The organism is Methylotenera sp. E1MeOHC1 (assembly GCF_058745595.1).
The window spans coordinates 1,404,242-1,429,287 of the sequence record NZ_CP196025.1; the positions used below are offsets into that span (position 1 = coordinate 1,404,242).

Annotated in this window: 25 protein-coding genes; 13 read left to right on the forward strand and 12 right to left on the reverse strand. The window is 44.2% G+C overall.

The window, feature by feature from the left end; genetic code table 11:
• The first annotated feature begins 174 nt into the window (after positions 1 to 174).
• Together ilvC and asd are read left to right on the forward strand one after the other, a co-directional pair.
• Positions 175 to 1,191 carry a ketol-acid reductoisomerase gene (ilvC, locus tag ACSSU7_RS06380; RefSeq protein ID WP_492515739.1) on the forward strand — a complete coding sequence of 339 codons (1,017 nt, stop codon included), beginning with the start codon at positions 175 to 177 and terminating at the stop codon, positions 1,189 to 1,191.
• Between the two features lie 203 nt (positions 1,192 to 1,394).
• Complete coding sequence (gene asd / locus ACSSU7_RS06385) at positions 1,395 to 2,249, forward strand: archaetidylserine decarboxylase (protein WP_492515740.1); 855 nt, start codon at positions 1,395 to 1,397, stop codon at positions 2,247 to 2,249.
• Between the two features lie 142 nt (positions 2,250 to 2,391).
• Here asd and ACSSU7_RS06390 read toward each other — a convergent pair whose 3' ends face one another.
• Positions 2,392 to 2,880, reverse strand: coding sequence for an RNA pyrophosphohydrolase (locus ACSSU7_RS06390; protein WP_492515741.1), 489 nt, complete (start codon positions 2,878 to 2,880; stop codon positions 2,392 to 2,394).
• Between the two features lie 109 nt (positions 2,881 to 2,989).
• Between ACSSU7_RS06390 and ACSSU7_RS06395 the strand changes: the two genes are divergently transcribed.
• The 3 genes from ACSSU7_RS06395 (at position 2,990) to ACSSU7_RS06405 (ending at position 5,536) form a co-directional block, all read left to right on the forward strand.
• Positions 2,990 to 3,991, forward strand: a complete 1,002-nt coding sequence (locus tag ACSSU7_RS06395) for a YVTN family beta-propeller repeat protein (RefSeq protein ID WP_492515742.1) — start codon at positions 2,990 to 2,992, stop codon at positions 3,989 to 3,991.
• Between the two features lie 203 nt (positions 3,992 to 4,194).
• Positions 4,195 to 4,731 (forward strand): SRPBCC family protein, encoded by a 537-nt coding sequence (locus ACSSU7_RS06400; RefSeq protein WP_492515743.1) that lies wholly within the window; start codon positions 4,195 to 4,197, stop codon positions 4,729 to 4,731.
• 445 nt (positions 4,732 to 5,176) lie between these two features.
• Positions 5,177 to 5,536, forward strand: coding sequence for a pilin (locus tag ACSSU7_RS06405; RefSeq protein WP_492515744.1), 360 nt, complete (start codon positions 5,177 to 5,179; stop codon positions 5,534 to 5,536).
• 114 nt (positions 5,537 to 5,650) lie between these two features.
• Here ACSSU7_RS06405 and ACSSU7_RS06410 read toward each other — a convergent pair whose 3' ends face one another.
• Positions 5,651 to 6,769, reverse strand: coding sequence for a cyclic nucleotide-binding domain-containing protein (locus ACSSU7_RS06410; protein WP_492515745.1), 1,119 nt, complete (start codon positions 6,767 to 6,769; stop codon positions 5,651 to 5,653).
• A gap of 66 nt (positions 6,770 to 6,835) precedes the next feature.
• A complete protein-coding gene (locus ACSSU7_RS06415; RefSeq protein ID WP_492515746.1) occupies positions 6,836 to 7,618 on the reverse strand; it encodes a 3',5'-cyclic-nucleotide phosphodiesterase in 783 nt (260 codons plus the stop codon).
• Between the two features lie 104 nt (positions 7,619 to 7,722).
• Here ACSSU7_RS06415 and ACSSU7_RS06420 point away from each other — a divergent pair, with 104 nt between their 5' ends.
• The 5 genes from ACSSU7_RS06420 to folE2 are packed head-to-tail and all read left to right on the forward strand — an operon-like array spanning position 7,723 to position 12,368.
• Positions 7,723 to 8,403 carry an alpha/beta hydrolase gene (locus ACSSU7_RS06420; RefSeq protein WP_492515747.1) on the forward strand — a complete coding sequence of 227 codons (681 nt, stop codon included), beginning with the start codon at positions 7,723 to 7,725 and terminating at the stop codon, positions 8,401 to 8,403.
• A gap of 58 nt (positions 8,404 to 8,461) precedes the next feature.
• Positions 8,462 to 8,731, forward strand: coding sequence for an exodeoxyribonuclease VII small subunit (locus ACSSU7_RS06425; protein WP_492515748.1), 270 nt, complete (start codon positions 8,462 to 8,464; stop codon positions 8,729 to 8,731).
• Entirely contained in the window at positions 8,724 to 9,635 is a 912-nt protein-coding gene (locus tag ACSSU7_RS06430; RefSeq protein WP_492517769.1) for a polyprenyl synthetase family protein, read from the forward strand. The genes ACSSU7_RS06425 and ACSSU7_RS06430 overlap by 8 nt, the downstream gene beginning before the upstream one ends.
• A 33-nt stretch (positions 9,636 to 9,668) precedes the next feature.
• Positions 9,669 to 11,522, forward strand: a complete 1,854-nt coding sequence (gene dxs, locus ACSSU7_RS06435) for a 1-deoxy-D-xylulose-5-phosphate synthase (RefSeq protein ID WP_492515749.1) — start codon at positions 9,669 to 9,671, stop codon at positions 11,520 to 11,522.
• Between the two features lie 42 nt (positions 11,523 to 11,564).
• Positions 11,565 to 12,368, forward strand: coding sequence for a GTP cyclohydrolase FolE2 (gene folE2, locus ACSSU7_RS06440; RefSeq protein ID WP_135276135.1), 804 nt, complete (start codon positions 11,565 to 11,567; stop codon positions 12,366 to 12,368).
• A 113-nt stretch (positions 12,369 to 12,481) separates the two neighbouring features.
• Here folE2 and ACSSU7_RS06445 read toward each other — a convergent pair whose 3' ends face one another.
• The 5 genes from ACSSU7_RS06445 to ACSSU7_RS06465 all read right to left on the reverse strand — a co-directional run bounded on the left by ACSSU7_RS06445 (position 12,482) and on the right by ACSSU7_RS06465 (position 16,806).
• Entirely contained in the window at positions 12,482 to 13,153 is a 672-nt protein-coding gene (locus tag ACSSU7_RS06445) for a retropepsin-like aspartic protease family protein (RefSeq protein WP_492515750.1), read from the reverse strand.
• Positions 13,153 to 14,325 carry an MFS transporter gene (locus tag ACSSU7_RS06450; RefSeq protein ID WP_492515751.1) on the reverse strand — a complete coding sequence of 391 codons (1,173 nt, stop codon included), beginning with the start codon at positions 14,323 to 14,325 and terminating at the stop codon, positions 13,153 to 13,155. The genes ACSSU7_RS06445 and ACSSU7_RS06450 overlap by 1 nt, the downstream gene beginning before the upstream one ends.
• 80 nt (positions 14,326 to 14,405) lie before the next feature.
• Positions 14,406 to 15,494 (reverse strand): chorismate synthase, encoded by a 1,089-nt coding sequence (aroC, locus tag ACSSU7_RS06455; protein WP_492515752.1) that lies wholly within the window; start codon positions 15,492 to 15,494, stop codon positions 14,406 to 14,408.
• Between the two features lie 50 nt (positions 15,495 to 15,544).
• On the reverse strand, positions 15,545 to 16,255 hold the full coding sequence (locus tag ACSSU7_RS06460; protein WP_492515753.1) for a type 1 glutamine amidotransferase: 711 nt from the start codon (positions 16,253 to 16,255) through the stop codon (positions 15,545 to 15,547).
• Entirely contained in the window at positions 16,252 to 16,806 is a 555-nt protein-coding gene (locus ACSSU7_RS06465; RefSeq protein ID WP_492515754.1) for a pseudouridine synthase, read from the reverse strand. The genes ACSSU7_RS06460 and ACSSU7_RS06465 overlap by 4 nt, the downstream gene beginning before the upstream one ends.
• Positions 16,807 to 16,821: 15 nt before the next feature.
• On the opposite strand from ACSSU7_RS06465, the gene icd reads away from it, so the two are divergent.
• A complete protein-coding gene (icd, locus tag ACSSU7_RS06470) occupies positions 16,822 to 18,078 on the forward strand; it encodes an NADP-dependent isocitrate dehydrogenase (protein ID WP_492515755.1) in 1,257 nt (418 codons plus the stop codon).
• A 110-nt stretch (positions 18,079 to 18,188) separates the two neighbouring features.
• Here the strand turns inward: icd and ACSSU7_RS06475 are convergent, their stop codons facing one another.
• Positions 18,189 to 18,392, reverse strand: coding sequence for a cold-shock protein (locus ACSSU7_RS06475; RefSeq protein WP_015831543.1), 204 nt, complete (start codon positions 18,390 to 18,392; stop codon positions 18,189 to 18,191).
• A 351-nt stretch (positions 18,393 to 18,743) separates the two neighbouring features.
• On the opposite strand from ACSSU7_RS06475, the gene pilB reads away from it, so the two are divergent.
• Together pilB and ACSSU7_RS06485 are read left to right on the forward strand one after the other, a co-directional pair.
• Positions 18,744 to 20,468 (forward strand): type IV-A pilus assembly ATPase PilB, encoded by a 1,725-nt coding sequence (gene pilB, locus ACSSU7_RS06480; RefSeq protein ID WP_492515756.1) that lies wholly within the window; start codon positions 18,744 to 18,746, stop codon positions 20,466 to 20,468.
• 99 nt (positions 20,469 to 20,567) lie between these two features.
• Positions 20,568 to 21,788, forward strand: a complete 1,221-nt coding sequence (locus ACSSU7_RS06485; RefSeq protein WP_492515757.1) for a type II secretion system F family protein — start codon at positions 20,568 to 20,570, stop codon at positions 21,786 to 21,788.
• Between the two features lie 56 nt (positions 21,789 to 21,844).
• On the opposite strand, the gene ACSSU7_RS06490 is transcribed toward ACSSU7_RS06485, so the two are convergent.
• From ACSSU7_RS06490 to ACSSU7_RS06500, 3 genes are all read right to left on the reverse strand, one after another.
• On the reverse strand, positions 21,845 to 22,564 hold the full coding sequence (locus ACSSU7_RS06490) for a DsbC family protein (protein ID WP_492515758.1): 720 nt from the start codon (positions 22,562 to 22,564) through the stop codon (positions 21,845 to 21,847).
• A gap of 120 nt (positions 22,565 to 22,684) precedes the next feature.
• Positions 22,685 to 23,881, reverse strand: coding sequence for an FAD-dependent monooxygenase (locus ACSSU7_RS06495; protein ID WP_492515759.1), 1,197 nt, complete (start codon positions 23,879 to 23,881; stop codon positions 22,685 to 22,687).
• Positions 23,878 to 25,041: an FAD-dependent monooxygenase gene (locus ACSSU7_RS06500; protein WP_492515760.1), complete on the reverse strand. Its 1,164-nt coding sequence runs from the start codon at positions 25,039 to 25,041 to the stop codon at positions 23,878 to 23,880. Before ACSSU7_RS06500 ends, ACSSU7_RS06495 begins: the two co-directional genes overlap by 4 nt.
• Positions 25,042 to 25,046: the final 5 nt, after the last annotated feature.

Sequence of the window (25,046 nt, forward strand, 5' to 3'; positions counted from 1 at the left end):
CACTGGTAAGCAATTGAATATTGATCCAATTGCATGTTTTTTGATAATTGAATTGTAGTTTTCTTAACAATGTAGTTTGTAGTTTTAAAGCAGCAGTGGTAACGAAAGCATCTCAGATGAAGTTTCTCTGTGAGCATAGCGTTCTCTGTGGCCAATATTTTTAGAGGAAAAGAAATGAAAGTTTATTACGACAAAGACGCTGACCTTGGCTTGATCAAAGGCAAACAAGTAACCATCGTTGGTTACGGCTCACAAGGTCACGCACATGCTGCAAACTTAAAAGATAGTGGTGCAAACGTTACTATCGGTTTACGTAAAGGCGGTAGCTCATGGGCTAAAGCTGTTGCAGCTGGTCACAACGTATTAGAAATCGCAGAAGCAACTAAACAAGCTGACGTTGTAATGCTTTTGTTGCCTGACGAAACAATGCCAGAAATTTTCCACGCAGAAGTTGCTGCAAACCTAAAACAAGGTGCTGCACTAGCATTCGCACACGGCTTTAACATTCACTACAACCAAATCACACCACGTGCTGACTTGGACGTAATCATGATCGCTCCTAAAGGCCCAGGCCACACAGTGCGTTCAGAATACCTAAAAGGCGGCGGCGTACCTTCATTGATCGCTGTGTACCAAGACAAATCAGGTAAAGCAAAAGACATCGCACTTTCATACGCAGCTGCAAACGGCGGCACTAAAGGCGGCGTGATTGAAACTGACTTCCGTGAAGAAACAGAAACTGACTTGTTCGGCGAACAAGCTGTGCTATGTGGTGGCGCGGTTGAATTGGTTAAAGCTGGTTTCGAGACATTGGTTGAAGCTGGTTACGCACCTGAAATGGCATACTTCGAGTGCTTGCACGAGTTGAAATTGATTGTAGACTTGATGTACGAAGGCGGTATCGCTAACATGAACTACTCAATCTCAAACAACGCTGAGTACGGTGAGTATGTAACTGGTCCTAAAGTGATTAACGATGAATCACGCTACGCGATGCAAGAGTGTTTAGCTAACATCCAAAACGGTGAATACGCAAAACGCTTCATCTTGGAAGGCCGTACAAACTATCCAGAAATGACTGCACGTCGTCGCTTAAACGCTGCTCACCCAATTGAACAAGTTGGTGGTCAACTACGTGCAATGATGCCTTGGATTGCTAAAAACAAATTGGTTGATCAATCAAAGAATTGATCGAAAATTTGACGGTTCAATCTAAAAACTAAGTCTAATTTACATTCACTTAAATTAGATTAAGTCAAAAGGGCAAAACGTTTAACGATTTGCCCTTTTTTATTAGAGATGCGTAGACTGATGATCATCGCCCTACGCACCGCTTAAAGTTGTGCATACTATTTATTGAGTTCAAAATAAAAATAACGACCATTGGAATTATCGTGCAAACCAACATAACAGTACTCACACAATACCTATTACCTAAGCAAGCAATTACTGCGCTTGCCGGAAAGCTAGCCCATCTAAAGGGCGGCAAGACCACAACTGCCGTGATTCGCTGGTTTATCAAGCGCTACAACGTCAATATGAGCGAGGCAGCCAACCCAGACATCACCTCATACCAAAGCTTTAATGCATTTTTCACGCGCCCCCTAGCACCAAATGCGAGACCACTTGCTGACGTAAAGTTTATTTGCCCTGTAGATGGCGCAATTAGCCAATTTGGCCACATTGAGCAAGACCAGATATTTCAGGCCAAAGGTCACCACTACACTACTGCCGCGCTAGTCGGCGGCGACACAGACACTGCCAAGCAATACGAAAACGGCTTATTTGCGTGCCTATACCTTAGCCCTAAAGACTATCACCGCATACATATGCCATGCGATGGCCGCCTGCAGAAAATGACTTACGTACCAGGTGACTTATTCTCGGTTAACCCGGTAACGGCACAAGGCGTACCCGGCTTATTTGCACGAAATGAACGTGTGGTGTGTGAGTTTACATCAGAACAACACGGAAACTTTGTCATGGTGTTAGTTGGCGCAACCATTGTTGGCAGTATGGCAACAGTATGGCACGATGCAACTGACGGCATCATCAACCCACCACGCCTGGCTACAATCAAAACCTGGTCTTACGCAGATAAAAATATCAGCCTCAAACAAGGTGAGGAAATGGGGAGATTCTTATTAGGCTCCACTGTCGTTATGCTATTTCAAAAAGACAGCCTCACGTTCAACCCAGCATGGAAACCAGCACAAACCATCAAACTTGGCGAGCATATGGGAAATTAAGACATAGGCTGGTTATCTAGATAAAGCACTAGAGAGCCAGCCTAATTAACGGAGGCCGTCACGTAACGACCAGACGGCACATGCGGTGAACTGATAGCATCGTCACCATGTGAGTAAAAACATAGCTTACTACGCGAAGCAACTACTTATGCACGCCCTTATGATACAAATTTGGCGCAAGCTCGTTCAATGCGGCCTCATACACCGCGCGCTTGAACTCAATCACATCCTCAAGCGGCACCCAGTAGTCATTCCAGCGCCAAGCATCAAACTCAGGATGACTGGTCGCTCTCAGCGAAACATCACTGTCGCGCCCCATTAAGCGTAGCAAATACCAAATTTGCTTTTGCCCACGATAACTACCACGCCACTCACGTTTAACCCAGCTAGTGGGGACTTCATAGCGCAGCCAATCTTTAGTGCGGCCTAAAATCTTGACATGCTCAGGTTTTAAACCCACCTCTTCCATCAGCTCACGATACATCGCCTGCTCTGGACTCTCGCCATGGTTAATCCCACCTTGCGGGAACTGCCAAGCATGCTCACGGATACGCTTACCCCAAAAAACCTGATTGTTGGCATTACATAAAATAATGCCGACATTCGGGCGAAACCCGTCACGATCTAACATAGCATAAATTGCCTAAATAATACTGTTATAAAATATGATGCAATTTTTTCATATTTCCAGCATTATTGAAAGCAACCATTTGCCTGATAGACAATTAATATTAAAAGCAATGAAATCAAAAAAACACAACTTCACCAAAATCAGCACATTTATCACGCTAGGCGGCTTCATTATTAGCATGCTGTCTTGCTCAACGGATGTGAGCACTAACCTAAGCGCTAGCCGACACTATGCTTACATTACCAATCAAGGCGCCAATACGGTATCTGTGATTAACACACACAACAACCAAGTCACCGGTACGATTCATGTGGGCAAAGCACCTGTTGGTGTTGCGGTAGCAACAAAATTAAAGCGCGCTTATATTTCCAATGTTGAGAGCCAAGACATTTCAGTGATTAACACCACCAATAACTCCTTGATTGACACTATCAAAGTCAACGGCTCACCGGTGGGCTTAGCAATCTCACCTGACGAGAAAACACTCTACGCGGCAGACTGGTTCAACAATCGCGTATTAGCAATTAGTACAGATACCGCCAAAACAGTGCGAGAGCTAAGCATAGGCGAAGCACCTGCTGGCTTGGCAGTAAGTACAGACAATAAAACCCTCTACATCACAAATAGAGACAGCAATGACATTGCAGTGGTTGATACCGAGACCCTTACGGTAAAACGTCGAGTCCAAGTAGGAAAACACCCATTTGGTATCGCGTTAAGTAGCTCGGGCAAACTGGTCGCTAGCGTCAACGTGCAAGATGACACCGTCAGTATTATTAATACAGAGACCAATAGCATAGAAAGCATGAAAGTAGGCTATCACCCCTACTGCGCTGCATTTAGCGCAGATGAAAAAACACTCTACGTCACAAACACGCAAGACGATAGCGTCACCGTACTGGATATTGCCAATAGCAAAGTAATTGCCTCCATCAACGTAGGTAGCACACCAGAAGGCATCAGTATCGACCATACAAACCATCGTGCCTATGTTGCCAACTGGGGCAGCAACAACGTAAGCGTGATTGATACCAACACCAACCAACTATTAACAACAATCAACACTGGCGAAAAAAGCCGCGCATTTGGTCAATTTATTTTAAGCCCATAGTTTCAGTTAGCAAGATTTGCAAGTATGCACAAACCAAGCTAATCTCGCCTACATGTCAACCAAGCTGTATTCACCGCGTTGAATACAGCACAAACCACTTTACAATTGCAGATTCGGGTTCTCATAAATTCAGATTCTAATTTATAATGTATTGTTGTTTTTGAACAGTTCCTCTCATTATTGAGATCTTTGGAGAAAAGTGAATGAAAAAAATCCTAGCGTTAATCGCACTTGGCTTAACTACAAGCTTAGTTTCTATATCAGCATCTGCACATGGCCCATCACCACTTAAGGTTGATAAGTCTGTAACTATTAAAGCTGAGCCAGCTAAAGTTTGGGCATTAGTAAAAGACTTTGGCAACATGCAAAAATGGCACCCAGCAGTGACCAATACTAAGTTAGAGAAAAAAGGCGAAGATACATTTAGAACGCTAACCCTTAAAGACGGTGGCACGATTCTTGAGAAACTACGCAGCGCAGATGAAGCTGACATGAAAATCCGTTATGAAATCGTATCAAGCGGTTTACCTTTAACTGACTACAATGCATACATCGTAGTTAAAAAGGGCGCGAACCCAGGCGAGTCTACAGTGCAATGGGTTGGTCGTTTCTACCGTTTATACAAACTAAATCCACCTATCCCAGCTGGCCAAGATGATGAAACTGCATTAAATGCAATCAACGGCATTTACGATGCCGGTTTAGCTGGTCTAAAAAAGGCAGCTGAATCGTCAAAGTAAGTGACCGCGACGGCTCTCAAAATGGAGCATCGACAAAATGGTCACTGATGCAATGGCTACGTGACCTTTTTTGACAGTTTGAGCGGTATAAAATACAAAAAATTGTCAGTTCAATAAAAAAGCGGAATATAAATTCCGCTTTTTTATTGCCTATTAAGCACCGCAATCAAGATATTTTTTAAGCTAAAAGCAGCAATGTGCGCATTAAGCATTCTTAAATAAAATACAGAAACACCATTAAATCTGTTTAAATACAAAATGTTATAAGATAGCCGCTCTGAAAAATATGTTAGAAACCTCACACCTCAACTTAATAATATTTTAAATTCAACAAATATATACAACAAGCTCAAACAACTGGCACAGCAGTTGCTTATTAAAACCCAAGCAGTACTTTTAACCACAGTGTGAAAACACTTAAATATTTTTACTAAAGGAAACTAAAATGAAACAAGTACAAAAAGGTTTTACCTTGATTGAGTTGATGATTGTAGTTGCAATTATCGGTATTTTGGCGGCTGTAGCATTGCCGCAATACAAAAACTATACAATTAAAGCTGCTAATAACGCATGTTTAGATGAAGCATCAGGTGGCGCACGTGCGATTACCACATCAAAACAAAGTGGTGACGTATCAGTGTACCCTACGCTTACCAATAAAGCATGCTCAACAGCTTTCCCTACAGCACCAGCAACTGATACAGCAGCCGCAGCGTTAACAGGTACCTACGATATGACTGCCGCAGCACCTGGCACGAAAACAATTACCTGCTCATATGACTCAGGTAGCTGCACAATGCCTTAATAAATGATCAATTAGTTATAAACTAATTTAATCAAACAAAAGCCCATCAATATTTGATGGGCTTTTTAGTATATACATCAATATAACTAGGCAATGCTCAATACTTAAGCTGCACTAAATACCAGCCCCCCTAGCACCTCCGTTTAACACCACTACATCAAACCCTTGTTGCGCCAATATAAATGCCGCCGCCGAACTACGACGCCCCGTTTGGCAATACACTACATAAGTAAGTTTGCGATCTAAGTCTGAAATTTTTTGCCGAGTCTCATTTAAAGGCAAGTTAATCGCACCATCAATGTGGTCATACTGATATTCAGAAGGTAATCGTGCATCCACCCAAATTGCGCCGTCAGCAACTTTAGCTTCAGCAGCCTCTCTACCAATCTGCGTGAGCATAGGATCTTTAAGCAACTCAACAAAATCACGTTTATTAAGTCGTAACAACTGCCCATCTGTTTTCATTGTTACTGTAGCATTGCGCTTATTGTCTGAAACTAGCGCCTCTTCCCCAAACGCATCCCCCTCATTTAACACAGCAACCGCCACAGGCGCTGCATTAACGCCATCAGCGCGACTGACCAGCAAAGAGCCACGCTCAACTAGATAATAGTAATCTCCCACTGCGCCTTGCTGAATAATTACTTGCCCAGCAACCGTACTGATACGCTCCATACGTTGAAACATTGCTTCAATATTAGCCACAGGCACTTTACTAAAAACACCTGACTGTAATTTAGACACACTAAACACACTTGTATCACGCATCCATTCAACAGGCGTTCTGCTAGATTTCCCATCATCGGTGTTGTGCACACTTTTTAGCACATCATCTCCGGTAGATAGCTGATCCCATGTCATCATGATATCTAACAGGTCATTATCTATACGCAAAATCTCTATATCAGTACGCGCAATGCTATCAACCAAGTTCTGATCACAAGCAATGGGATGCCTGGCTGCAGTATCATCCCCTCGCAATATCACCTTCTCATCATTGAGAAACCTTAGCTCCAATTCACCTTTAATTAGATAAACTGCCTGTTTTGCATTGGAGATATTCATGCGCAACGGATCAATCCCTTGACTTACCTTCTCCACAAAGCATAAGCCTGCAAGCTCACGCTTACGGCCAGCGGAGAGCTTGGCAAGAGGTTCAAAAGTGTTTAATAATGCAAGTACAGCTGTAGTCATTTGAGCGTAAGTATCTAAGTAATTAGGGTTGTGTGACATATATTGCCTACCGATAGGTATAGTTGATGCTAAATCTTATGGCGATACCAGTGTTATTTAAGCAAATTACAGCTCAAAAACCTGATGTCGATTTAGTGCTGTAATGGGTAGCCTAGGATTACCCTCAGCAATTTCACGCATAATATGCACATCCTCACCTGGTTTTAAGTGCGTAATGTACACTTTAAGCGCACTTGTCAGATGCACTGCATTTAATTTTTCCAACTCTTGCAACAGCATGGATGGACACAGGTGTTTAGACAAGATTGCCAATTCGAGCTCGCTATTGCTAAAAGCTGTTTCTATTATTAAGTATTTAAGGTGAGTAATATGATTCACCTCATGCCATAGCGCATCACAGATGGTTGTATCGCCAGTATAAACCAAACTGTGTTTTGTACCTTTAATATGATAACCAACAGCGGGCACTACATGATGCACAGGTAGCGCAGTGATAGTACGCCCCCTTAACATCACCGGTTGCCCAAGCTTGATTTCCTGATAACGTAGAAAAGGCGCAGCACTATTCGGAATCTGATTAAAATCTGGCCATATTTTCCAATTAAAAATATGTGCCTGTAAAATAGCCAGCGTTTCCTGTGTCGCATATAGCGTAATAGGTTCGCTACGAATGCCCATGACGGTATCTAATAAGAGCGGGATAAAGGCAATGTGATCCAAATGCGAGTGAGTCACAAATATGTGGCTAATCTTGAGTAATTCATCCATCGACAAATCACCAACACCTGAGCCCGCATCAATCAAGATATCCTGATCTAGCAACAGCGATGTTGTGCGGTAGTCTCCGCCGATACCACCACTACAACCAAGTACTTTAAGTTGCGCCATTTGGACATTACCTTAATTAATATGAGCTGCTCAGTTTATATACGGTTATGTGCAGGCAGTTTTGAGTACAATGTTACGATTATCAGTACATTGCTACAATCACTATGACTTATCAACAACCGTTAGAACTAAGCCTACACACATCAAACCCCAGCAAAATCAATGCCAGCGTCATCTGGCTGCATGGCCTTGGTGCCGATGGATATGATTTTGAACCCATTGTGCAGCGTATTTTAGAGAATACAGCATTTAGCCATGTTCGATTTATACTACCACATGCACCGGATATGGCGGTGACCAGAAATAACGGTTACATCATGCCTGCTTGGTATGACATCTATGGCAACATTCCAGTTGTGCAAGAGGATGAAGCAGGCATCAAAGCCAGCGAGAGTTACATCAACTCATTGATTAATAATGAGATTAACAAAGGAGTCAACTCTGACAGGATTTTGCTTGCAGGTTTTTCACAAGGCGGAGCAATCGCATTACATACCGCATTACGCTATCCGCAAAAACTAGCGGGAGTACTGGCGCTTTCCACCTATGTACCACTCCACTCGCTGCTAAGCAAAGAAGCACATGCAGCCAATATGAATACGCCAATTTTCATGGCACACGGTACTTTTGATGACATTATCCCGTTAGAAATGGCTGAAAAATCTCGCAATTTACTACAAAACTGTCAATATTCTGTCACTTGGCATCAATACAACATGACACACTCGCTTTGTGAACAAGAAATTATCGATATAGAAAGCTTCCTAACACAAGTTTTGTCCTGAGCTTTGCCTTAAGATTTGGTAGAATAGCGTATTCATTAATCTTAGCCTTTGGGACGCGATGCCTGCATCTAAAACAAAAACCAATACGACAGCTAGTGATAAAGGCTCATTGGAACCTACACTCAGCTTCGAACAAGCTTTTGCCGAGCTAGAAAGCATCGTAGCGCAAATGGAATCCGGGCAAATGCAACTAGATGCCTCACTAGAAGCTTATAAACGCGGTAACTTATTACTAGCATTCTGCCAACAATCACTGGCTGATGTTGAACAGCAAGTTAAAGTACTTAATGAGCAGCAACAACTCGCGCCGTTCAACACCAATGACTAACACCAACATGACAGACAGCGCAGCGACTGATTTTTTAATATGGGCAAAAGACAAGCAAGACCATATTGAAATCGTGCTGGATGAAGCATTGCCTAGCCAGGAAACTACACCAGAAGTTCTGCATGATGCCATGCGCTATAGCTTACTAGGTGGCGGCAAGCGTGTGAGAGCCCTGCTTTGCTACGCAGCAGCAGAACTGTGCGCGACAAATACTACAATTACCGATGCTGCGGCCTGCGCAGTGGAAATGATTCATGCATACTCTTTAGTACATGATGATATGCCTTGCATGGACAACGATGACTTACGCCGCGGTAAACCAAGCTGTCATAAGCAATACGACGATGCCACCGCATTACTGGTAGGCGATGCCCTGCAAAGCTTGGCTTTTGATGTACTCTCCACCCCAACACTTTGCGAAAATGCTAATCAGCAAATATCCATGCTGAACATTCTGGCAAAAGCATCCGGCTCTTTAGGCATGGCTGGCGGGCAAGCGATTGACCTAGCCTCTATTGGCAAGGCACTTACCCAAAGTGAGCTTGAAACCATGCACAAGCTTAAAACTGGCGCACTGATTCAGGCCGCAGCATTATTGGGCGCATCAAGCGGCACCGTTGAGCAAATGTCTGCTGTTATCGTATACGCAGAACATATTGGGCTCGCATTCCAAGTCGTTGATGATATTCTCGATGTAGAAGCCGACACCAGTACATTAGGGAAAACTGCGGGTAAAGATGCCGATAGCAGCAAACCTACCTATGTGACCATCTTAGGTTTAGACCGCGCAAAAAAATTAGCAGACCAGCTGTACGAAACAGCTATCAGCGCTTTAATACCATTTGGTGAAGATGCAAAACGCTTACGCGAGCTTGCTGGCTTTATTTTACATCGTAGCTTTTAACCTCAACCGCCACTTAAATTAACAACACCACTCGTGACCCCACTATTAAACACCATTAACTACCCCGAACAACTGCGACTACTGGAGCGCAGGGAGTTAACGCAGCTCGCACAAGAGTTACGCTTATTTTTGGTAGATAGCGTAGCCAAAACCGGTGGACATTTAGCCTCTAACTTAGGCGTAGTTGAGTTAACCATTGCATTACACTACGTGTTTAACACTCCAGACGATAAATTAGTGTGGGATGTTGGTCACCAAACCTACCCACATAAGATATTGACTGGCCGCCGTGAGGACATGCAAAATCTGCGTAAGCCACAAGGTATTGCGGGCTTTCCTAGGCGCAATGAAAGTGTGTACGACACTTTTGGCACAGGGCATTCTAGCACCTCGATTTCTGCAGCATTAGGCATGGCAGTTGCTGCCCAGCAAGCTGGCAGCGAGCGACGCTCAGTCGCCATTATCGGCGACGGTGCCATGACTGCCGGCATGGCATTTGAAGCACTTAACAATGCTGGCAACATGGATGCAAACCTGTTAGTTGTACTCAATGACAACGACATGAGCATTTCTAACAATGTCGGTGCATTAAACAATTATTTAGCTAAATTACTCTCCAGCCGCTTCTATGGCACGGTCAGAAAATCCGGTAAAAAAGTATTATCTGCATTACCGCCGATGATGGAGTTTGCCAAACGGGCTGAAGAGCATGTCAAAGGCATGGTCACCCCTGGCACATTGTTTGAAGAATTTGGTTTCAACTATATCGGGCCGATTGATGGTCACGACTTAGATGCTTTAATCGACACGTTGCACAACATTAAACAACTGAGTGGCCCTCAATTTTTACACATTGTGACGCAAAAAGGTAAAGGCTTTGAACCTGCTGAAGAGAACCCTAACAAGTTCCACGGTGTAGGTAAATTCGACCCATTTAACGGCAACGCCATTAGTGCAAAAACTGCTAAGTCTTACACCGAGGTTTTTGGTGATTGGCTTGTTGATATGGCAACGGCTGACCAGAGACTCATCGGCATCACCCCTGCCATGTGCGACGGTTCCGGCCTAAATGCCTTTGCCAGCCATTTCCCGGAGCGCTACTATGATGTAGGCATTGCGGAGCAACACGCACTGACATTTGCGGCAGGCATGGCCTGTGATGGATTAAAACCGGTGGTTGCCATTTACAGCACATTCTTACAGCGCGCTTACGACCAACTGATTCATGACATTGCATTGCAAAACCTGCCCGTCCTATTAGCAATAGACCGCGCAGGCTTAGTAGGCGCAGACGGCCCGACACATGCAGGCAGCTTTGATTTAACCTTCATGCGCTGCATTCCAAACATCGTGATTATGACCCCTAGCGATGAAAATGAATGCCGCCAAATGCTAACCACTGGCTTCCTATACGACGGTGTAGCCGCAGTACGTTACCCTAGAGGTAGCGGCACAGGCGCGCTAGTTAACACAGACCTTAAGCCGATTGAAATTGGCAAAGGCAGCATTGAACGCCAAGGTGAAAAGGTAGCGATTTTAGCGTTTGGCTCTATGCTAGCACCGGCACTTGAAGCAGCCGAAGCAGTCAATGCCACCGTCGCCAATATGCGTTTTGTTAAGCCTATAGACCATGCACTAATCGCACAGATTGCGAACACACATACGTCAATTATCACAATAGAAGAAAATTGTGTGATGGGCGGCGCTGGCTCCGCCGTGATGGAATCATTACAAGCCATACAATTAAACTTGCCACACCCAGTAAAAACACTAAGCCTAGGCTTGCCGGATCAGTTTATTGAGCATGGCGTTCACGAAACTATGCTGGCGGATTGCGGTCTAGATGCTAAGGGAATAGCCTCGGCAATTGCGAAGCTAATAACCTAGTGTTATACTCAACTAATATTTGTAAAATTTAAGAAACTATACATGGACCAGACTACGCATAAAAACCCGATTGAAGATGTACAAAACACTGTTGATACACGCCACCTAGCAATTGACAAAGTTGGTATTAAAGCCATCCGCCATCCGGTTGTTGTAAAAGACAAAACCGGTGGCGAGCAACACACTGTTGCAATGTTTAACATGTATGTGCATCTGCCTCAGCAATTTAAGGGTACTCACATGTCTCGTTTTGTTGAAATTCTCAACATGAATGAGCATGCAATTTCTGTAGAATCTTTTGAAACAATTCTACGTGAAATGGTAAAACGCCTTGAAGCGGAATCTGGTCACATTGAAATGACTTTCCCATACTTCGTAAACAAAGCGGCGCCAATTTCTGGCGTAAAAAGCTTGTTAGATTACGAAGTCACCTTTATCGGTGAAATACATCAGGATAACTTTGAAATCACAGTAAAAGTACTAGTACCTGTGACTAGCCTATGCCCATGTAGCAAAAAGATCTCTAATTACGGTGCGCACAACCAGCGCTCACATGTAACGGTAACGGCGCTGATTAATGACTTCATATGGATAGAAGACATTATCAACCTGGTAGAAAAACAAGCTTCATGTGAACTATACGGCCTACTAAAACGCCCAGATGAAAAATTTGTTACTGAGCGCGCTTACGACAATCCTAAGTTTGTTGAAGATATGGTACGTGACGTTGCAGCACAACTTAACGCAGAAAAACGCATTGTGGCTTACACGGTAGAATCAGAGAACTTTGAGTCTATACATAACCATTCAGCATACGCCTTAATCGAAAAAGATAAGCGCGTTTAGCTCTCAATAAAAAGCCACTTAATAAAGTGGCTTTTTTTATATCCGTATTAACATTGCTGCATATATAGCTTGGGAATGGCTAACACCAGCAATTAAACATATCGGCGCTGTGCTTAATATTTTTTCGTCAGCGTCATAGTGCTACCCTGATGCTTAATTTCCATGCGATTCAACACGCTCATCCCCATCAATACAACCGAAGGAAAACCACCTTCCAAGACACTGCCCTCGACCTGACTAAGCGTAATGTCGCCAATTTTTAAGTTTGCAATGGTGATACGATATGCAGTGACTACGCCATTTGCGGTCGACACTAGTACTGGCTCACCTTTTTTATAATCAATATTAGCGAATTTAGCATCCCCACTATTGAGCGCAACGGTAGTCGCTCCGGTATCAATTAAGAACTTCAGCGGTGCGCCATTAATTTTGCACTGTGAGACAAAATGTCCGCCAGCACTTGCATACAGCGTGACACTGGCATTACTGTTTGTTGTTGCTGAGGCCTCGCCGACTGATGCTGCCTGCCCCATGCCCAACTGCTTTGTGCTCCCTTCAATCAACAAGGTTGCGGAGCTACTATCCGCAGCAATCAGTTTAACGCCATCCACTGTTTGCCCTACACTCAAGGTTTTGGGTTTGCCGTCATTAATCATCATCACAGCTTTGTTGCTAAACAACCCTACAATATTCACGCGCGTATTTGCGCTCGCATAGCTTGATAACAGTGTGGCTAAAATTGACAACATCATCAGCAAGCATTGGCTTAATTTTACTCGTACCATTATTTGAACATCCCTTGTTGAGTGGTGGGTTGCGGACTAAGTCGCAATCCAAGTGCCACAACGACCAAACCTAATAGCGGAAAAACTGCCGCCAGCATAAAAGTTTGCTGACCGCCCAAATACTGCAAAGCATAACCACCCGCAACGCCACCCACCGTGCCGCCCACCCCATATGCCACACTGTTATATATAGCCTGACCTTTTGCTTGGTGCCTGCCATTAAAAAACTGAGTAATCACCTCGACAGATGCTGCATGAAAGCTGCCAAATGTGGCAGCGTGCAAAGTTTGCGCTAAAATCAATAGCCACACATGATCAACAGCAACGCCAATCAAGCTAAAGCGAACCACCGCCAGCACCAAACTCACCAGCAAGATTGTTTTTAACGTAAATCTTGCCAGAATTTTAGGCATCAGCATGAAAATAATAATCTCACAGATGACGCCTACTGCCCATAGTAAGCCTATCATCCCTTTACTATACCCATGCTCGCTCAAATAGATGGAATAAAAATTATAAAGCACACCATGCGCTGTCACCATTAATGAGCAGCCCACCAGCAAAGCAATCACATTTGGTTGGCGCACTACCTGCCAAATAGAAAAGTGATCATGCGGATGTGCGGTGAGTTTGGGCTCCGGCAGTGTATAAGTAAGTATAAACAATGTGATTTGCACCGCGAGTAAAAACCACAGCAAACTTGCAATGCCAGCACGATCTATCAAGAAACCTAGCACCACAGCCGCTACAATAAACCCTGACGAACCCCACATTCTAATACGGCTATAGTGCCCATTGGTCGTGGCAAGGTGCGCCAATGTAAGCGACTCAGCCAAAGGCAGCGTTGAGCTAGTAAACAAACTCAGCGCGGCCATCACAAAAAACATCCAGAAAAAACCATGCGCCCAAAACACTGCAACAAAGCCACACAGCCCTAAAAAGGCGGTGAGCCTAATCCATGGTGCGCGTTTTCCAGTATGGTCAGCCAACCAGCCCCAAAAGTTTGGCGCAAAAATACGGCTAATCTGAAATAAAGACATCAGTACCCCGATATCTGCCGCAGAAAATTGCTCAGATTTTAAATACAGCCCCCAATACGGCACAAACGCACCCACAAAGAAGTAGTAGATAAAATAAAAGCGAGAAAGCCGATAATGTAAGTCTGTATGCATATGGATATCATACCGATAAAAAAAGTCGGCAGATGCCGACTTTTTACTTAAAATTGAATTGTGAGTGGTTTTAACCTAATTTATATAATTTTAGGTGTTGTGCATTGCACATCTGCATTTTGAGCGCGATTACGTAGAGCGTGATCCATCAACACCATTGCCAGCATTGCTTCCACAATCGGGGTCGCACGCACGCCAACACAAGGGTCATGGCGACCAGTGGTCTGCATCGTCACCGCATTGCCGTTTTTATCAATCGAACGTCGCTCTTGTGGAATGCTAGATGTAGGCTTTAATGCCACGTTCACTCTTATTTCTTGCCCAGTGGATATACCGCCCAAAATACCACCCGCATGGTTAGTAACAAAGCCTTGCGGTGTCATTTCATCAGAATGCACGCTGCCACGTTGCGCAATGCTAGAAAAACCTGCGCCGATTTCCACGCCTTTTACCGCATTGATGCTCATCATGGCATAAGCAATTTCAGCATCTAATCGGTCAAAAATTGGCTCACCTAGGCCTACTGGCACATGTTCCGCCACAACAGTAATACGTGCGCCCACAGAATCACGTTCTGCACGAATTTTATCTAGGTAATCCTCAAGTGTTGGCAAGATGCTGACACTAGGTGAGAAAAACGGATTGTCATTCACTACATCCCAACTTTCAAACGGGATATCAATTTCACCTAATTGGCTCATATAGCCGCGCACAGAAACGCCAAAACGCTGTTTTAGCCATTTTTTCGCAATCGCACCCGCAGCCACGCGTGCAGCTGTTTCACGTGCACTTGAGCGACCACCTCCGCGATAATCGCGCACTCCGTATTTTTGCGTATAGGTATAGTCAGCATGCCCTGGGCGGAATGTATCCATAATCTTGCTGTAATCCTGACTACGCTGATCGGTATTGCGAATCAGCAAACCAATCGGTGCACCAGTAGTTTTACCTTCAAACACACCAGACAGTATCTCTACCATGTCCGCCTCTTGGCGTTGTGTCACATGGCGTGAGGTACCAGGCTTACGGCGATCTAAATCAATTTGCAAGTCTTCAGCAGTCAATGCCAAGCCAGGTGGGCAGCCATCGACGATACCGCCAATCGCAGCACCGTGCGACTCACCAAATGATGTAAAGGTAAAAAGCTTGCCAAGTGTATTGCCAGACATGATACGACCTCAATTAAAGTTAAGTGATTTTAACATACCCGAGCAACATGTTAATTAAGCAAGCCTTTAATCCACTGCGTATACACCTGATTTGCAACTTTATTGAGAAAAAAACAATGCAACGGCAATGTTTGCTGCATGGTTTCAACATCCTGCACCGCAGGGCTGCTATGTGCAGATGCGACTTCTTCCGCACCAACCACACACCACTCACTTACCATCGCCTCGGTCATCTCTATATGGCACTGCAAAGCCAAATGTTTTTGGCCAATTGCATATGCTTGATTCTCGCAATATTTGCTTGCCAAAATATGCACAGCCCCCTCAGGCAAGCTGAAAGTTTCACCATGCCAATGAAATGCATTAAAGCTCTCTAATTCACCAAACCAATGTTGGGCTGCGTTGTTGACACTGACATTCACCTCTCCCCAACCAATTTCCTTAATCGCATTTTGTGTCACCACTGCGCCCAAAGCTTTGCTCATTAACTGTGCGCCCAAGCAATGCCCTAATACAGGCACATCTGCATCCACAGCCTGCCGAATTAAATCAAGCACGGGCGGTATCCAAGGCAAATCATCATTCACACTCATCGGCCCACCCATTAGCACTATACCGCTATAGGCTTCTATTGAAGTGGGGACTGCATCGCCCTCATCAATTTTCACCAAACACCAAGGGATCCCTTGCGCATCTAAAAAGTCAGAAAAATACCCCGGGCCTTCACTATTAAAGTGGCGAAAAATAATTACTGGCTTCATGCTGTTAACACCTTGTACTCTCCATTTACTATGCCGTCTATTGTGTAACGCCCAATCGCATACCGGATTAAACGCAAAGTCGGAAACCCTATTTTCGCAGTCATGCGCCGCACTTGGCGATTTTTACCTTCAGAGATTTTGATTTGCAGCCATGTAGTAGGAATGGCCTTGCGCTCACGAATCGGCGGGGTTCTTAGCCACAAACCAGCAGGCTCGTCCATGACACTCACTTCTGCTGGTTGTGTTACGAAATCACCCAAATCCACACCTACTTTTAGTGGCTGCAAATCTTCATTAGATGGCGCCCCTTCAACCTGTACCCAGTAAGTTTTAATTTCTTTATGTTTTGGGTGACTTAAACGATGTTGCAATACCCCATCATCGGTTAAAATAAGCAAACCTTCACTATCAGTATCTAAACGTCCGGCTGCATATACATCAGGGATAGGAATAAAGTCTTTTAACGTGGCGTGCCTGTTATCAGGATTCGGTGAGTCATGCGGGCTAAATTGGCACACGACGTTAAATGGTTTATTAAATAAAATTATCATCTTAGGAAATTGTGAATGACTTCGAAAATTATCAAACCTAGCACAGGCGAAAAAATTTCTGTTAATGCAGACAATACGCTAAACGTACCCAACAATCCGATTATCCCATTTATTGAGGGTGATGGTATAGGCATTGATATTACCCCACCTATGATTAAAGTTGTAGATACCGCAGTCAACAAGGCTTACGGTGGCACAAGAAAAATCTCATGGATGGAAGTGTTTGCCGGTGAAAAAGCAGTAAAAGTTTACGGCAAAGACAAAGAAGGTAAAGACACTTGGTTGCCAAGTGAAACCATGCAAGCTGTGCGCGATTATGTAATATCAATCAAAGGCCCGTTAACCACACCAGTAGGCGGCGGCATTCGCTCATTGAATGTATCGCTACGCCAAGAACTTGACCTTTACGTATGTTTACGCCCGGTGCAATACTTCACAGGCGTACCTAGCCCAGTAAAACACCCTGAAAAAACCGACATGGTGATTTTCCGTGAGAACACCGAAGACATCTACGCAGGTATTGAGTGGGCAGCAGGCACAGATGAAGTAGAAAAGGTCATCAACTTTTTGAGTGATATGGGCATGCGTAAAAAAATCCGCTTCCCTGAGTCATCAGCAATTGGCATCAAACCAGTTTCGGTCGACGGCAGCCAACGCTTAGTGCGTAAGGCAATTCAGTACGCGATTGATAACAACCGTAAATCAGTGACCATTGCCCATAAAGGCAACATCATGAAATTTACAGAAGGCGGCTTCAGAGACTGGGGTTATGAAGTTGCGAAGCAAGAGTTTGGCGCGGTTGAAATTGATGGCGGCCCATGGTGCAAACTGCCAAATGGCATCATCATCAAAGACTGCATTGCAGATGCGTTCTTACAGGAAATCTTGTTGCACCCACAAGATTACGATGTAGTGGCCACCCTCAATTTAAATGGTGACTATGTAAGTGACGCCTTAGCGGCACAGGTAGGCGGCATCGGCATTGCCCCTGGCGCCAACTTAAGTGATACAGTTGCGATGTTTGAAGCAACGCATGGCACCGCACCAAAAATTGCCGGCAAAAACATCGCCAACCCAAGCTCATTGATACTTTCTGCTGAAATGATGCTGCGTCACATAGGATGGACAGAAGCTGCCGACCTAGTACTTAAAGGCGTAGCCAATGCAATTATTAGCAAACGCGTCACTAGCGACTTCTCTACACAAATGGAAGGCGCAACACAAGTAGGTACGGCAGAATTTGGTGACGAGATTATTGCCAATATGCAGTAATTAACACTGGCACTAAGTATAAAAAGGCTCTTTATGCAGCAATGCATAAAGAGCCTTTTGAGTATTGGGGACCAGATGTAGGCTAACCCAAATGTAGCTTTAGATAAAACTTAAGCTTTCTGAATATTTGAAGCTTGTTTACCTTTTGGGCCTTCAGTTAAATCAAAACTCACACGTTGACCTTCTTTTAGGCTTTTATAACCAGATTCTACAATCGCTGAGAAGTGTGCGAATAAATCATCACCACCATCATCAGGCGTAATAAAACCAAAACCTTTAGAATCATTAAACCATTTTACGGTACCTGTTGCCATTTCATACATCCTTACATAATACAAAGGGGGGCGCCCCAAAAAGTTTGCCTCAAGAACATAAAGTCGCAGTAACTCAATTCAAAGCTCGCTGCAAAAAACTCGAATTCAAACACCTAAGCATATTTATAAGTTGCTTTTTCTAGCATGTCAAGTAGTTTTTTAACGACTAACTAACTATAAATTTAAGCAATCCAACTAGACTATCAAGTTTTGGGGCTCATTAATTAGAAAACTGCTGAATTTGCACGATAAAAGACGTAAAGTCTTTACAAAAAAAAACGTAAAGTGCATTATTGGTCTGAATTAACCAACTGTAATTGCTTATAAGCTTATTCAACCACGACAATCAATATGGCAACTGCAACTTCACAAACCAAACTAAGTGGTCTAGCTAGAACATTAATTCAAGAAAAACTGCTTTCCGAAGACGAAGCAAGAGCAGTTGAAGCTCAAGCCGCTTCTGCAAATTCCTCATTTATTTCACAGCTAATTCAAAGCAAAAAACTCAGTGCGTTAAGTATTGCAGAAGCTTCAGCCAAAGCGTTTGGCTTTCCCTACTTTAATCTAGATTCCTTCAATCCAGATTATCTACCAGCCAAACAAATTGATAGCAAACTCGCTATTGGTAACCGTGTAATCGGCCTACAAGCACGTAACAATGTCCTTTATGTCGCAATTTCCGACCCTACTAACATCCTCGCATTAGATAGCGTCCAATTCCAGATGGGCATGAACATTTCGCCTATTGTTGTGGAAGATGATAAGCTTGGACGCTGGATAGAAAAAGTGATTCAAGCTAAAGACACCAGTCTAAAATCATTAGATATTGGAAATGATGATGATTTTGGCTTTAGTGATGAAAACCCAAATGCTATAGAAGAGGAACAAGTTGAAACAGAGGTTGATGATGCCCCTGTCGTACGTTTTCTCAATAAAATGCTGCTAGACGCCATTAACATGGGCGCATCTGACTTACATTTTGAACCATATGAGAAGTTTTATCGTGTACGCTACCGTATAGATGGCGCATTGCGAGAAATTAACCAGCCACCCCTCGCGATTAAAGAAAAATTAGCCTCTCGCATTAAAGTTATTTCGAGCATGGACATTTCGGAAAAACGTATTCCGCAAGATGGCCGTATGAAGCTAGTAATCTCTAAAACACGTACTATTGATTTCCGGGTGAGCACACTACCGCTGATTCATGGTGAGAAAATCGTAATGCGTATTCTTGACCCAGCTAGCGCCACCCTTGGTATTGAAGCGCTGGGTTATGAGCCTATACAAAAAGAACGTTTGCTCAACGCAGTAAGTCGCCCCTATGGCTTAGTGTTAGTAACAGGTCCAACGGGGTCAGGAAAGACCGTATCTCTGTATACGTGCTTAAACATTCTTAACAGCCCAGACGTGAACATATCAACGGCGGAAGATCCATGCGAGATCCCACTAGCCGGGATCAACCAAGTTAACGTTAACGACAAACAGGGTTTGACGTTTGCAGCGGCGTTAAAGTCATTTTTACGGCAAGATCCAGATGTGATTATGATTGGTGAGATTCGCGACTTAGAAACTGCGGACATGGCCATCAAGGCCGCATCCACTGGTCATATGGTGCTATCAACACTGCATACTAATGATGCACCATCTACATTAACACGCCTACTCAATATGGGAGTTGCACCATTTAATATTGCGTCAGCAGTCTCGCTGATTACGGCACAACGCTTAGCGCGACGATTGTGTAAACATTGTAAGATTCCTATCAATATCCCTAAAGAAGCGCTTCTGAATGTAGGCTTTATTGAAGAGGACTTTAATGAAAGCTGGCAACTTTATGGCCATAATCCAGAGGGCTGTGAGCTATGCAATGCAGGTTATAAAGGGCGCGTTGGTATTTACCAAGTAATGCCTATTACCGACGCGATTAGCCGCATCATCATGAAAAATGGCACTGCGCACGACATTGCAGACCAAGCCAAAATCGAAGGGGTTAATGACTTACGTCGATCTGGTGTACTTAAAGTGATGCAGGGGTTAACCTCTATCGAAGAGGTAGAGGCTTGCACCAATGAATAGTTTTTTAAATACGTCAATTTACAAGTATGCTAATAATACTTGTTCAGTTTAAAGTACACTAAATCAATAAATTATAAATAAATCACTCAGGGAATGATTATGGCAGCTAATCCTAAGGCCACAAAAGAAGTTATTTATACTTGGGTAGGTAAAGATAAAAAAGGCAAAATCGTTAAGGGGGAAATGAAAGCGTCTGGCGAGTCATTTGTCAGTGCAACATTACGTCGCCAAGGGATTACGGTCACCAAAATTAAAAAACAAAGCGGCTTTGCAAACACAGGCAAAGTCTCAGATAAAGATATCACTCTATTTACGCGCCAACTCGCCACCATGATGAAATCCGGCGTTCCTCTTCTGCAATCTTTTGATATTGTGGGGAAGGGGCACAACAATCCTGCCGTAGCCAAACTACTGAATGATATCAAATCTGATGTAGAAACCGGCAGCAGCTTAAGTGCCGCATTCCGTAAATACCCTTTGTATTTTGACGCCTTATTCTGTAACTTGATTGGCGCTGGCGAACAAGCTGGCATTTTGGACACCTTACTCGATAGGCTTGCCACTTATAAAGAAAAGATCCTAGCCATTAAATCAAAAATCAAATCCGCTTTGTTTTATCCTGTTTCCATTATAGTGGTAGCGTTTATCATCACCGCAGTAATTATGATTTTTGTGGTGCCTGCATTTAAAGATTTATTTTCCAGCTTTGGTGCAGACCTTCCAGGACCGACTCTAGTCGTGATGGCAATCTCTGATGCTTTTGTAGACTGGTGGTGGGCAATCTTTGGTTCGATTGGATTTGGGCTATGGTTCTTTTTCTACACCTGGAAGCGCTCTCTCTCACTGCAGGCAACGATGGATAGGCTAATGTTAAAATTACCTATATTTGGCGAATTAATCCGCAAAGCAACTATTGCAAGATTTGCACGTACAATGGCCACCATGTTTGCGGCTGGGGTACCACTAGTTGAGGCCTTGGATTCGGTCGCAGGAGCATCTGGGAATCGGGTGTATTACGATGCTACAAAAAGAATCCAGAGTGAGATTAGTACGGGTACAAGCTTAACTGTTGCCATGCAAAATGCAGAGGTCTTCCCTAACATGGTCTTACAAATGACAGCTATTGGTGAAGAGTCTGGCGCATTAGACTCAATGCTAAGCAAGGTTGCAGATTTTTATGAGGCTGAAGTTGACGATGCAGTAGAGGCATTATCGAGCCTGATGGAACCTATCATTATGGTTGTGCTTGGCGTACTGATTGGCGGCCTGGTCGTAGCTTTGTATCTACCTATTTTCAAACTTGGCCAAGTTGTGGGTTAGTCATAAGAAAAAATAGGGTGATATAAATCACCCTATTAGTCATATAGCACCTCTAATTACTTCTTACTTGCAGATGCTAGCATGCGCTCAATTTCTTTATAAGGCTGTGCGCCTAACATACGTTTACCGTCAGCAAATATTAAGGTAGGGGTACTAGTAACCCCTACTTTCCGCGCAAGCTCCCCTACTTTTTCCAATGGCACATCGCAACTGCCAGCGGCACTCGCTAGCTGGTCTCTTAATATCCAGTCTTCCCAAGCCTTCACACGGTCTTTAGCGCACCAAATTAGCTTTGATTTATTCGCTGCATCTGGGTGTAACTGCTCGATTGGGTACAAGAAAGTATAGATAGTGACATCTGTGATGTTAACCAACTCGTTACGCTCTAAACGTTTGCAGAAAGGGCAATCCACATCGGAAAACACAACCAGTTTACGGCTGCCATTCCCCTTCACCACTTTAATCGCCTGATTTAACGGCAATGTTGAGAAGTCAATTCTGGTCAACTCCTCTAAGCGCTCACCTGTAAGATCTTTTTTGGTTTTTGGATCAACCAAACGGCCTTCTGCGATTAAAAATGACATCTTTTCATCTGTGTAAATAATCTGCCCGCCCATAAACACTTCGTACAAGCCGGCATAAGGTGTTTTGGTGACTTTTTCCACCTTAAATTTAGGATAGGCAGATTCAACTGCTTTTTTAACACTGGCTTCGTCTGCCACAGCAGTTGTAGCAAACGCGCTCAGCAATGCAATACTAGCGAACTTCTTTAACATCTAATTTCCTTTAACTAATGATGGATAACGTTTTACACAGAACCGCTGAGAGTCATAGCAGCGCTTGACCTCATTTAAACGCTTTACTTCAATTTAAGTGATTATTTCTAAGTGGCACTTTTAAAGTGCAATTGCATTGGCAATTAGCAGCTTCTTAACCGTTTGCTGGTTAGCCGTAGTCAGCCCCCAGTTTCGTACATTTTTAACCATAGAGTAAGGACTCTCAAACAAATGATATAAACCATTTGTGAGTGTCACCATACTCAGTAAATCTGCTTTCCTGATTCTAGCGTATTGCTTCAGTAATGCCGCATCGTTAATTGGTTGATAGACATGTCTAGCACCTAATAAGTTTAGCAAGTCAATCACATCGCGAAAGCCAAGATTAACGCCTTGACCAGCCATGGGGTGAACGCTGTGTGCAGCATCGCCAACCAGCACCACCGATGGCATAACAGTCTTGCTCGCCTGCTTGAGCGCCAAAGGAAAACTTGCAGGTTTCCCCATTAAGTGCATATCACCTAATGCACCATCGCCGGCCTGCATAACTGCGTGCGTAAATGCGTCAGGCGATAACTGTAATAATGTTGTTGCGTGCGCAGTGGGTGCAGACCAAACAATTGAGATTTTATTTTCTGGCAATGGCAGCCATGCTAATACTGCACTCTTACCCATTGCATCCTGTGTAAACCACTGCCTTGCGATATTTGCGTGCGACTGCTCTGTGGTGAAGTTGGCAACTATCGCAGTTTGTTCATAATCTTTATGCTGTACCCCCATCGCCAACTGCTGCCTAACCCATGAATTAGCGCCATCCGCAGCAAGCAGCAAACTACTCTCTATCTCCTGCTGGTTTGATAGCTGTAGTACCGCGCGCTGGGGGGATGATTGAACAGATAAACAGCGATGCCCTACAATCATGCGCACATTGCTCGTCTGTATACACTTTAAAAGCGCTGATTTTAGCGAGCGCTCTTCTACAATGAATCCTAGGCAATCAGCGCTCACATCCTCAGCGTGTAATTGCAGTGGCTGCGTGGTGGCGTCACCCCATATTTGCATGGACTGCATCTCTGCTATACGCTGCGTATCCAATAAAGACCAAGCACCTAGCTGAGTCAGCCATTGCATGTTCTTTGGGCTAATCGCGTAAATACGCTGATCCCAATCACTATCTACATCAATTGGCGCTCCTAGGGCTTGGCTATCCACCAAAACGACTTCGTAACCAGCCTGACTCAGGGCTACGGCAGCGGCCATGCCCACAAGCCCAGCACCGACAATGGTTATATCTGTTTTTAAGCGTAGCTCCATCATTTACCAAAACTCATTTTACGTACCAAGTGACGCTTAACTGGTGCCACCATATCAAACAGGCCTAAGCCTGTACTTCTCAACTTGGCAAAGCCTAAAATATCATTTGAAAAAATATTGACCAAGAAGTCTGTAAAAAACAGTCCATTTTTTGTATCAGTTTTGCGGCCCGCACGGTATGCAGACAGCATTTCAGAGCTACCTAAGGTAGCGTTCGCGTTAACAATATGCTGCGCCAACACGTCTGCATCACGCAAGCCCACGTTAAAACCTTGCCCAGCCACTGGGTGCATGGTTTGCGCTGCGTTGCCGATCACCACCAGATGCGGGGTATCGGTCTCCTGCAGTTGCGATAGTCGCAATGGGAATGTCATGCGTTTTTCCACTGTCAAAAAGCGGCCGACACGATCACCAAACTGTGCATGGAACTGTGTGAGAAATTCGCTATCGGTTAATGCTAACAATGGCGCAATCAGCTCTTTTTTACCGGTCCATACCAAAGAAAAATCGCGCGGACCATTCGGTAACAGTGCCATCGGGCCATCTGCAGTGAAGCGTTCATAGGCAATATTGTCATGCGCCAACTCTGCACTCACTTTAGTAATCAGCGCATCATGTCCATACTCTTTGGTTTCACGCTTTAAACCAGCCGCCTCTTCCAAGCTACGGCCTCCATCTGCCAACACAGCTAAAGCACTGCTTAACTGCATACTCTCACCCAAGCGCGTATAGCGGATGTTGGCTTGATTGGTATCGTAGCTAATCGCATCTGCCTGCGCTTCATCTATCAACGTTACCATCGGCAATCGTTGCAACTCTGCATTTAATACCGTACACAAAGCGCCGTAGGACAACACATATCCCAACGCCTCTTGCTCACAATCCAGCGCCCGCAAAACACTACGCCCTAAGCTGCCCTTTTGCGACACGTGAATGGTATTAATCGCCGTCGCATGTGATGACAGATGCTGCCAAATACCGAGCTTCTCAAGAATTCGACGCGTCCCATAAGATAAGGCTAGCGCGCGCGTATCTTGATTGGCGGCACCAAGTTTACGTGCCTCAAGCAGTGTGCTTGCCACACTTTGCTTCGCCAACAGGAGTGCCAGCACCATTCCTACAGGGCCGCCGCCAACAATCACAATATTATCTACATTTGCCATTACAC

Bases quoted from the DNA above. Each gene is read 5' to 3' on its own strand.
- ACSSU7_RS06445 (WP_492515750.1), bottom strand. From the start codon at position 13,153: ATGGTACGAGTAAAATTAAGCCAATGCTTGCTGATGATGTTGTCAATT.
- ACSSU7_RS06420 (WP_492515747.1), top strand. From the start codon at position 7,723: ATGACTTATCAACAACCGTTAGAACTAAGCCTACACACATCAAACCCC.
- ACSSU7_RS06410 (WP_492515745.1), bottom strand. From the start codon at position 6,769: ATGTCACACAACCCTAATTACTTAGATACTTACGCTCAAATGACTACA.
- pilB (WP_492515756.1), top strand. From the start codon at position 18,744: ATGGCAACTGCAACTTCACAAACCAAACTAAGTGGTCTAGCTAGAACA.
- ACSSU7_RS06390 (WP_492515741.1), bottom strand. From the start codon at position 2,880: ATGTTAGATCGTGACGGGTTTCGCCCGAATGTCGGCATTATTTTATGT.
- ACSSU7_RS06495 (WP_492515759.1), bottom strand. From the start codon at position 23,881: ATGATGGAGCTACGCTTAAAAACAGATATAACCATTGTCGGTGCTGGG.
- icd (WP_492515755.1), top strand. From the start codon at position 16,822: ATGACTTCGAAAATTATCAAACCTAGCACAGGCGAAAAAATTTCTGTT.
- ACSSU7_RS06450 (WP_492515751.1), bottom strand. From the start codon at position 14,325: ATGCATACAGACTTACATTATCGGCTTTCTCGCTTTTATTTTATCTAC.
- ACSSU7_RS06405 (WP_492515744.1), top strand. From the start codon at position 5,177: ATGAAACAAGTACAAAAAGGTTTTACCTTGATTGAGTTGATGATTGTA.
- ACSSU7_RS06465 (WP_492515754.1), bottom strand. From the start codon at position 16,806: ATGATAATTTTATTTAATAAACCATTTAACGTCGTGTGCCAATTTAGC.
- ACSSU7_RS06415 (WP_492515746.1), bottom strand. From the start codon at position 7,618: ATGGCGCAACTTAAAGTACTTGGTTGTAGTGGTGGTATCGGCGGAGAC.
- ACSSU7_RS06400 (WP_492515743.1), top strand. From the start codon at position 4,195: ATGAAAAAAATCCTAGCGTTAATCGCACTTGGCTTAACTACAAGCTTA.
- ACSSU7_RS06395 (WP_492515742.1), top strand. From the start codon at position 2,990: ATGAAATCAAAAAAACACAACTTCACCAAAATCAGCACATTTATCACG.
- aroC (WP_492515752.1), bottom strand. From the start codon at position 15,494: ATGTCTGGCAATACACTTGGCAAGCTTTTTACCTTTACATCATTTGGT.
- ACSSU7_RS06485 (WP_492515757.1), top strand. From the start codon at position 20,568: ATGGCAGCTAATCCTAAGGCCACAAAAGAAGTTATTTATACTTGGGTA.
- ACSSU7_RS06475 (WP_015831543.1), bottom strand. From the start codon at position 18,392: ATGGCAACAGGTACCGTAAAATGGTTTAATGATTCTAAAGGTTTTGGT.
- ilvC (WP_492515739.1), top strand. From the start codon at position 175: ATGAAAGTTTATTACGACAAAGACGCTGACCTTGGCTTGATCAAAGGC.
- folE2 (WP_135276135.1), top strand. From the start codon at position 11,565: ATGGACCAGACTACGCATAAAAACCCGATTGAAGATGTACAAAACACT.
- ACSSU7_RS06500 (WP_492515760.1), bottom strand. From the start codon at position 25,041: ATGGCAAATGTAGATAATATTGTGATTGTTGGCGGCGGCCCTGTAGGA.
- ACSSU7_RS06430 (WP_492517769.1), top strand. From the start codon at position 8,724: ATGACTAACACCAACATGACAGACAGCGCAGCGACTGATTTTTTAATA.
- ACSSU7_RS06425 (WP_492515748.1), top strand. From the start codon at position 8,462: ATGCCTGCATCTAAAACAAAAACCAATACGACAGCTAGTGATAAAGGC.
- ACSSU7_RS06460 (WP_492515753.1), bottom strand. From the start codon at position 16,255: ATGAAGCCAGTAATTATTTTTCGCCACTTTAATAGTGAAGGCCCGGGG.
- ACSSU7_RS06490 (WP_492515758.1), bottom strand. From the start codon at position 22,564: ATGTTAAAGAAGTTCGCTAGTATTGCATTGCTGAGCGCGTTTGCTACA.